Annotated in this window: 5 protein-coding genes and 3 pseudogenes; 5 read left to right on the plus strand and 3 right to left on the minus strand. The window is 60.7% G+C overall.

The features are described 5' to 3' along the window. Positions 1-83: 83 nt before the first annotated feature. A complete protein-coding gene (locus tag GVL50_RS29485) occupies positions 84-839 on the minus strand; it encodes a methyl-accepting chemotaxis protein (protein WP_371926052.1) in 756 nt (251 codons plus the stop codon). A gap of 102 nt (positions 840-941) precedes the next feature. Beyond that, a pseudogene (locus tag GVL50_RS29490) lies at positions 942-2,609 on the minus strand (HAMP domain-containing protein); the annotation flags it as partial. Between the two features lie 48 nt (positions 2,610-2,657). Here GVL50_RS29490 and GVL50_RS27925 point away from each other — a divergent pair. The 3 genes and pseudogenes from GVL50_RS27925 to GVL50_RS29500 all read left to right on the plus strand — a co-directional run. Beyond that, a complete protein-coding gene (locus GVL50_RS27925; protein ID WP_159815781.1) occupies positions 2,658-3,977 on the plus strand; it encodes a Na+/H+ antiporter family protein in 1,320 nt (439 codons plus the stop codon). A gap of 201 nt (positions 3,978-4,178) precedes the next feature. Then, positions 4,179-4,955, plus strand: a pseudogene (locus GVL50_RS29495) (cache domain-containing protein); the annotation flags it as partial. Positions 4,956-5,267: 312 nt separating this feature from the next. Further along, positions 5,268-5,861 (plus strand): annotated as a pseudogene (locus tag GVL50_RS29500) (methyl-accepting chemotaxis protein); the annotation flags it as partial. A 206-nt stretch (positions 5,862-6,067) separates the two neighbouring features. Here GVL50_RS29500 and GVL50_RS27935 read toward each other — a convergent pair. Next, positions 6,068-7,003, minus strand: coding sequence for a LysR family transcriptional regulator (locus tag GVL50_RS27935; RefSeq protein WP_159815783.1), 936 nt, complete (start codon positions 7,001-7,003; stop codon positions 6,068-6,070). Positions 7,004-7,115: 112 nt separating this feature from the next. Here GVL50_RS27935 and GVL50_RS27940 point away from each other — a divergent pair, with 112 nt between their 5' ends. Continuing rightward, on the plus strand, positions 7,116-7,601 hold the full coding sequence (locus tag GVL50_RS27940) for a DMT family transporter (RefSeq protein WP_053121916.1): 486 nt from the start codon (positions 7,116-7,118) through the stop codon (positions 7,599-7,601). Next, positions 7,601-8,059, plus strand: coding sequence for a DMT family transporter (locus GVL50_RS27945; RefSeq protein ID WP_159815784.1), 459 nt, complete (start codon positions 7,601-7,603; stop codon positions 8,057-8,059). The genes GVL50_RS27940 and GVL50_RS27945 overlap by 1 nt, the downstream gene beginning before the upstream one ends. Positions 8,060-8,448: the final 389 nt, after the last annotated feature.

An 8,448-nucleotide genomic window follows, 5' to 3' on the forward strand; every position in this document is an offset into this window, starting at 1 on the left:
GCCGCAGGCTGCGATCTTTTGATCTTTAAACAGCCAGATCAAAAGATCGCAGCCTGCGGCAGCTCCTACCGATTGTGGTGGTCTCAGACGCGAAACTGATCCATCAAACTCTGCTGCTGATTCGCCAGGCTGTTCAGCGACTGACTCACTCGCGCTGACTCGTTTGCCTGCCCGGACAACGATTCCGTCACATCGCGAATCGTCGCCACGTTGTTATTGATCTCCTCGGCCACCGCGCTCTGCTCTTCAGCGGCGCTGGCGATCTGCAGGTTCATGTCGCTGATCACCGTCACCGCGTCGCCGATCTGGCGCAGCGCAGTCACCGCTTGGCCAACCTGTTCGACACTGCCCTGCGCCTGACGATGGCTGTTGCCCATCGAACCGACCACTTCCTGCGTCCCGGTCTGCAGTTGTTCGATCACCTGACGGGTTTCTTCCACCGATTCCTGCGTGCGGCGCGCGAGGTTGCGTACTTCATCAGCAACCACGGCAAAACCACGTCCGGCTTCACCGGCGCGCGCTGCTTCAATCGCGGCGTTGAGGGCCAGCAGGTTGGTCTGCTCGGCGATGGCGCGGATGGTTTCCAGCACAGCGCCGATTTTCTCGCTGTTCGCGGCGAGGCCTTCGACCTGAACCATCGCCGCGCTCATGTCGGCGGCGAGGGTGTCGATGCTCGCGGTGGTGCGGTCGATCACGGTGAGGCCTTGACGGGTGGCGCGATCGGCGTCCTTGGCGGCTTCGGCAGCTTGCGCGGCACTGCGCGCGACGTCTTGTGCGGTGGCGCTCATTTCGTGGGACGCGGTGGCAACCTGATCGACCTGACGGTATTGCTGCTCCATGCCGGCGCTGGTCTGCGTGGCGATGGCCGAAGACTGATCGGCCGTGTCGCGAGCGTCCTGCACCGAGCGTTTGACGTCGGCAATGATCGGCTGCAATTTATCGAGGAAGCGGTTGAACCAACCGGCCAATTGACCGAGTTCGTCCTTCTTGTCGTAGGCCAGACGGCGGGTCAGATCGCCTTCACCGCTGGCGATGTCTTCGAGCATGTGCGCCACACCGAGGATCGGTTTGGTCACGCTGCGCGCCATCAGCCACACCAGCAGCAGGCCGATCAGCGCGGCGAGCACGCCGAGGCTCAGCTCAATCAACGTGCCTGAGGTGTTGCTCGCGTCCAGTTGTTGCTTGAGTGCTTCGGCGCGGCTGACGAGGACTTTTTCCGGCACATCAAGCAGCACGCCCCACGACGGGCCACCGGGAATCGGTTGGAATGGCGAGAGTACTTTCAACTGGCCGTTGCTGTGCAGGCTGGTGACGTTGCTGTTCGAGGCCAATAGCCGCAGCAGCTCAGCGCCGCTGGTTTTGTCGACCGCATCCAGACGCTGGCTGAGTTTGCCGGCGTCCGGGCTGTAACCGGCGAGCAGGCCGGCGGGGCTGATGATGCTCACGGCGGTCTGGCCGTCATAGAGCTTCTTGCTCGCGCTCTGACTGGTGGCTTGCAGGCTGTTGAGGTTGATGTCGACCGACAGCGAGGCGATGACTTTGCCGTCCACGACCAGCGGGAACACGATGCTGGTCATCAGCACGTTGTGGCCGTCGATCACGTAGAAGTACGGTTCGATCACGCAGGGTTTCAGCGTGGTGCGCGGGCAGGTAAACCAGGCATTGGCCGCCTGACCGGACGGGCCGGTGCTGGTGTCGGCCATGTCGCTTTCCGGCAGCGCCATCGAGGTCACCTTGCCAGGCGTCGGTTGCGACCAGTACAGGGCGAAGCGGCCCTTGTCGTTACTGCCCAGTTCGGCCTGGTTGGCGAACAATTCGTCCTTGCCATCCAGCGCATTGGCTTCGAACACCAGCGACAGACCGAGCAGATCGGGGTTGGCTTGCAGCGCGGATTTGACCTGACGGGTCATGTCTTCGCGCAAGTCGAAGGCGTCGAGGAAACGCTTCTCGGCCTGTTCACGGAGGAACAACACCTGGCGCGAGAACCCGTGGCCGTATTGATAGGCGTCCATGAATTGTTGGCGAATGCCCGCCGATTGCACTTCGCCCTGGGACTCGATGCGCGCCTGCGCCGACTCGGTGAGCATCTCCATGCTCGAAGCTTTCACCAGTGCGGAACTGTGCTCCATGCGATACAGCGAAAGACCCACCAACAGGGTCACGATACCGGCCAGGCAAAGGCCGGCGAGCAGGGTGATTTTCCATTGGATGGAAAGTTGTCTGAGCGACATGGAGACGTCCTTATTCGATAAATATCTGCGACTTTGCACTGTAACGGCCGCGAATCGGCTTTCTTTATCCCTGAAACACAATTGCCCATGTTCCCCCTGTAGGAGCTGCCGAAGGCTGCGATCTTTTGATTGATCGTTCCCACGCTCCGCGTGGGAATGCAGCCCGGGACGCTCCGCGTCCCAAAGCGGACGCAGAGCGTCCATTGAGGCGTTCCCACGCAGAGCGTGGGGACGATCAAAAACAACATCAAAAGATCGCAGCCTTCGGCAGCTCCTAGAGGGCATGGCTTTGACAAGGGGAGTTCGCTGCGGCACAGTGCGCGCCCTTCTAATAAGACCCTCTTTGCAAATCCGCCGGTTTAGCGTTGGCGGACTCATTCTGTCTGGCGGTTGGTTGTCCACCGCAGTGTTTTTTGAGGTAGTGAAATGAATGCAGTCATAGCGGCGGTCGGCGTCATGCTGATTCTCAGCCTGTCGCGCGTGCACGTGGTGATCGCTTTGATCGTCGGCGCGCTGGTCGGCGGCCTGACCGGTGGTTTGGGTATCGACGCCACGCTCAAGGCGTTCAACAGCGGCCTGGGCGGCGGCGCGACCGTGGCGTTGTCCTACGCGTTGCTCGGTGCTTTCGCCGTGGCGATTGCCAAATCGGGCCTGGCCCACGCATTGGCCGACAAGGCGCTGGCGATGGTCGATCGTCAACATTCGAGCGGTGTCGGCAGTGTCAAATGGCTGTTGATCGGTCTGTTGTGGGTGGTCGCGATTGCTTCGCAGAACATCCTGCCGATCCACATCGCCTTCATTCCACTGCTGGTGCCGCCACTTCTATATGTACTGACCAAGCTGCAACTCGACCGCCGCTTGATCGCCTGCGTCATGACCTTCGGTCTGATCACGCCGTACATGGTGTTCCCGGTCGGCTTCGGCAACATCTTCCTCAACCAGATCCTGCTGGCCAACGTCAGCAAGGCCGGCGTCGACATCAGCCAGATCAATGTCATGCACGCCATGGCTATTCCGGCGCTGGGCATGGTCTTCGGTCTGTTGGTGGCGGTGTTCTTCAGCTACCGCAAAAAGCGCGTTTACGATCTGGAAAAGATCGAGCAGGTCGAACAGGTCAGCGTTGCCTACAACCCGAAAACCATCGGCATTGCCGGTCTGGCGATTGCTGCGGCGTTCATCATTCAGTTGCTGCTCGACTCGATGATTATCGGCGCGCTCGCCGGTTTTCTGATCTTCTCGGCGTCGGGCATTGTGAAGTGGCGTGAAACCGACGACCTGTTCACCGAAGGCATGAAGATGATGGCGATGATCGGCTTCATCATGATCTCTGCCTCGGGTTTTGCCGAAGTGCTCAAAGCCACCGGCGAAGTGCGCACGCTGGTCGAAAGCGCAGCGGCGTGGATCAATCACAGTCGGGCGATTGGCGCGCTGTTGATGTTGCTGGTGGGCCTGATGGTAACCATCGGGATCGGTTCGTCGTTCTCGACGGTGCCGATTCTGGCGGCGATTTTCGTACCGTTGTGCGTGCAACTGGGCTTCAGCCCGATGGCGATCGTGTGCATCGTCGGCACCGCCGGGGCACTGGGCGATACCGGATCGCCAGCGTCGGATTCGACATTGGGGCCAACCTCCGGTTTGAACGTTGATGGCCAGCATCACCATATCTGGGACACCGTGGTGCCGACGTTCTTGCACTACAACCTGCCGCTGCTGGCGTTCGGCTGGGTGGCCGCGATGGTTCTCTAAGCACCACAAATCCCAACTGTGGGAGCGAGCTTGCTCGCGAAGGCGTCCTGTCAGTCACCGTCATTGTTAACTGACACAGCGCATTCGCGAGCAAGCCCGCTCCCACAGGGGGAATGCGGTGAGCCTCACGATTCAACTTTTGCTTTTGCGTGCCGTTAAAGCCTTTAACCACGCCAATAAAACCAAAAGAGTGAGCCCCCAATGCGCCTGAGCCTCAAGGCTAAAGTCCTGTCCCTCGCCGTCCTCCCGGTGCTGCTCTTTGCGCTGGTCATCAGCCTGACCACGCTGTTCATCCTCCAGCAACAGGCGCGCAACGAGGTCGAGCAGACCCGCGAGCGCTTGCTTGGCGACGCCAAAGCCACCCTGCAAAGTTACGTCGCCGTGGCCATGACCACGATCAAACCGCTGTACGACGCTGCCGCCCCCGGCGATGACGCGGCGCGCGCGCAGGCGATCAAATTGCTCTCGGGGATTCGCTACGGCAAGGACGGCTACTTCTTCGGCTACGACTCCGAGACCGTGCGCCTGTTCAAGGCCAACGACCCGGAGGGCGTGGGCAAAAGCTTTAAGGACAACCGCGACCCGAACGGCGTTTACGTCAACCAGGGCCTGGTGAAAGTGGCGAAGGACGGCACGCACTATCTGCAATACAGCTCGCCGCTGCCGGGCAATGCGCAGGTGCTTGTGCCGAAACTCGGCTACACCGAATACCTGGCGAAGTGGGACATGGCGGTCGGTACTTCGGTCAACCTCGACGGCATCGAAGCGCAAGTGGCGCTGGTGCAAACGCAAGTGCAGGAACGCATGCAAGGCGTGGTGCTGAGCATTGTTGGCGTCGCCGTGATTGTGCTGCTGGTGATCGCGGCGGCGGGCATGTTGCTGGCCAATACCATTTTGCGTCCGCTGACGCTGATGAAGGCGAATCTCGATGACATCGCCGCGGGCGAGGGCGATTTGACTCGTCGTCTGAACATCACCAGTCAGGACGAACTCGGCGAACTGGCCGGCTCGTTCAACCGCTTCGTCGACAAGATTCACGGACTGGTGCGGCAGATCACCGAGATGACCACGCAACTCACCGGGCTGGTGACGCAAGTCTCGGATCAGGCGCAGCGCTCGGATCAGGCGATGGAGCGCCAGCGTCACGAGACCGATCAGGTGGCAACGGCGATCAACGAAATGTCCGCCGCCGCGCAGGAAGTGGCGAAGAGCGCGCAGAACGCCGCCGTCGCTGCCCAGCAGACTGACGAAGAAGGCCAGAGCGCCAAACGCGTGGTGGCGGGCAGCATCAAACAGATTCATGCGTTGGTTGATGACATCCGCAGCAGTGGCGTTTCGCTGGACAGCTTGCAGCAGGACGTGAGCTCGATTGTCGGCGTGCTCGGGGTGATTCGTTCGATTGCCGAGCAGACCAACCTGCTCGCACTGAACGCGGCGATCGAAGCGGCGCGGGCCGGTGAGGCCGGGCGTGGGTTTGCCGTGGTGGCGGATGAAGTGCGCGCGCTGGCCAGCCGGACGCAGATCAGCACCCAGGAAATTCAGGGGATGATTGATCGCCTGCAGGCGGGGACACAGTCGGCGGTGGAAGCGATGCGCCGATCCAGTGAGGCGGGTGACGGCACGTCGGCGCAGGCCAACCAGGCCGGGGCTTCGCTGGACACGATGGCGTCGTTGATTGCGACGATCAACTCGATGAACGCGCAGATTGCCAGCGCGGCGGAAGAGCAGACGGCGGTGGCGGAAGAGATCAATCGCAGCGTGCACCAGATTGCGGTGGCGGTGGACAGCGTGGCGGATGAGACGCAATTGGGGGCGCAGACTTCGCGTAGTTTGGCGGATCTTGGTCAGCGGCTTGGCAAGCTCGTAGGCCAGTTTCGTATCTGACGTTGAAAAGCCCCTCACCCTAGCCCTCTCCCGGAGGGAGAGGGGACTGACCGAGTTGTCTTGCGTTGTACATCGACCTGAGAAATCGAGTCGATTATGGATTCACAGCAGGGCTTTCAGGTCGATGCATGCCTGCAATATCCCCCAATCAGTTCCCTCTCCCTCCGGGAGAGGGCTAGGGTGAGGGGCTCTTGATCTTCAACCCTTCAAGCCCGATCCCAATAAGGCACTTCGCCGAAGCATTCGATGAAGAAGTCGATGACGGTGCGCACCTTCACCGACAAGCGCCGACTCCCCGGCCACAGCACCGCAATCTGCTGCGGCTCCAGACTGTTCGACACCTGATACTCGCCCAACACCGGCACCAACGTGCCTTCGCGCACCGCCTCGCCAATCAGCCACGACGGAAACATCACCAGCCCCAAGCCCTGTTCAGCGGCTTGGGTGAGGGTGTCGGCGTGGTTGCCGGTGATCGGGCCTTTGACCGAGTACGGAGTCCAGTCCTGCCCGTCGCGACGGAAGAACCAGCGCTGCAGTCCGGCCGCGCCTTTGTACGCCAGGCACTGGTGTTGCGCGAGATCGTCAGGGTGGCGCGGGATACCATGTTTTTGCAGATACGCCGGGCTGGCCGCGACCTGAAAGCGGTGCGGCGCCAGAATCCGCGCTTGCATGCTGGAGTCGTGCAGCGGGCCGATGCGGAACAGCAGATCCGCGCCTTCTTGCAGCGGGTCGACGTAATGGTCGGTCTGCTGAATATCCAGTTGCAGCTTCGGATAGCGCGCGCACAACTTGCCCAGCCACGGCGTCAGATGGCGCTGGCCGAACACCACTGGGGCGTTGATGCGCACCAGGCCGGTGGGTTCGCTTTGCTGTTCCTGCAACGCCTGTTCGGCTTCTTCCAATTGCACCAACACCAGCCGTGCGTGATGGCCGAGCATGCGCCCGGCCTCGGTCGGCGTGACGGCGCGGGTGTGGCGGTAGAGCAATTGCTGATTCAGCGCTTGCTCCATCAACTGGATCTGCCGCGAAATCGAGGAGGGCGCCACGCCTTCGCGACGGGCGACTTCGGAAAAACTGCCGTGATCGAGAACGGCCACAAACAGTCGCAGCGCTTTGAATCCGAGTTCGTTGAGGCCGTGCATGGTCTGTCCTGCTGTGCGTGTTGCGCAAAAGTATTGTCCGGATGCTCCCATTTATCGCACAGCGATGCCAGCCGATAATCCGCGCCATTGTTGACTGGGCTGGATTGTATTTATGCAAACGTTGGATGAAGTGAGTGTTGCGCCGCCGGTGGCCAAACCGGGGTTGCGCTTATTGTTGCTGCCACTGGTGATTCTGGCGGGGATGGGTTTGTCGGTGGAGGCGGGTTTGCTCGGGCCGTTGGGTGCGCAGGTCGGGCATTTGTGGGCGACGTTGAGCATCTTTGGGGTCGGCTCGGCGATTCTTTTTTTGCTGCTGTTGTTTGCGGGGCCACAGAAAGGGCCGGCGCTGAACACGCTGCCGCGCTGGCAGTTGATCGGTGGTTTGCTCGGGCCGATTTATGTGGTGGTGCTGACCTTGGCCACGCCGCACATTGGTATCGCCATGACGATGATCGCGATTCTTTCCGGGCAGGTCGGCAAGAGTGTGTTGATCGATCATTTCGGCTGGTTCGGGGCGACGCGCAAAAAGGTCAACGGTGAGCGTTGGTTGGCGCTGCTGTTGATTGTCGCGGCACTTGTTTTGATTGCTCGGGGTTGATGATGAATCTGATTATTTTGTTGGCCGTGGTTGTTGCGGCGGGTGCGGTGTTGAGTGTTCAGGCGGCGATCAATGGGCGCTTGGGGGAAACCGTTGGTGTGTTGCGCAGTAGTTTGTTGACGTTTGCTGTGGGTGCGTTGGTGACCGGGTTGTTGATTTTGTTTTTTGAACCGGCGCATGCGGTGGGGTTGTTGGATGTGCCGAAGTGGCAGTTGAGCGGGGCGCTGTTTGGGGTGGTTTATATGATTGTCATGGTGGGCGCGGTGCCTCGTGTGGGGACGGCGGTGGCGACGGTGGCGGTGATTGTCGGGCAGTTGGGGATGGGGATGTTGATTGATAATTTTGGCTGGTTTGGGAATCCGGCGATTGAGTTGTCGGGGAGTCGGGTGTTGGCGATGGTGCTTTTGGCGGGGGCTTTGGTGTTTATGTATCGGAGTAGTGTGCGTAGCTCTGATTGATTTTGTTTTGGGGGGGGTGGGCATATCCGTTGCTGCGGTGATGGCTGATTATGGTTCCGCCCTTACGGCGGGTCACTTTTGGCAAACGCCCCAAAAAGTAACCAAAAGGTCTGTGCCCTGACGTTCGGCCCGCTCGCTGGGGCTCGGGGTTCCTTCGCTGCGGGATCGATCCGGGGGACAGCGCCTACGGTTTGCTACGCTGCACCTCCTCTCGCTGTGTTTGGCTACGCCAAACGGTCGCTGCGCTCCCACCCCCGGATCGATCCCTCCACTCAGCCTGCCGACGGGCTCTAAGATCAAAAGCAGGCGAGCTGACACTCGGCCTATTGAGTGGTGAAGAGCGGGGGGCGCACGGCTTTTTGATTTGCGTTGGATTCGCCCCTCACCCC

The sequence above is a fragment of the Pseudomonas sp. 18058 genome, from assembly GCF_902706155.1.
Taxonomy (GTDB): domain Bacteria; phylum Pseudomonadota; class Gammaproteobacteria; order Pseudomonadales; family Pseudomonadaceae; genus Aquipseudomonas; species Aquipseudomonas rustica.

Excerpts from the sequence above, each read along its gene's own strand:
- GVL50_RS27935 (WP_159815783.1), bottom strand. The coding sequence starts at position 7,003 with ATGCACGGCCTCAACGAACTCGGATTCAAAGCGCTGCGACTGTTTGTG.
- GVL50_RS29485 (WP_371926052.1), bottom strand. The coding sequence starts at position 839 with ATGGAGCAGCAATACCGTCAGGTCGATCAGGTTGCCACCGCGTCCCAC.
- GVL50_RS27945 (WP_159815784.1), top strand. The coding sequence starts at position 7,601 with ATGATGAATCTGATTATTTTGTTGGCCGTGGTTGTTGCGGCGGGTGCG.
- GVL50_RS27925 (WP_159815781.1), top strand. The coding sequence starts at position 2,658 with ATGAATGCAGTCATAGCGGCGGTCGGCGTCATGCTGATTCTCAGCCTG.
- GVL50_RS27940 (WP_053121916.1), top strand. The coding sequence starts at position 7,116 with ATGCAAACGTTGGATGAAGTGAGTGTTGCGCCGCCGGTGGCCAAACCG.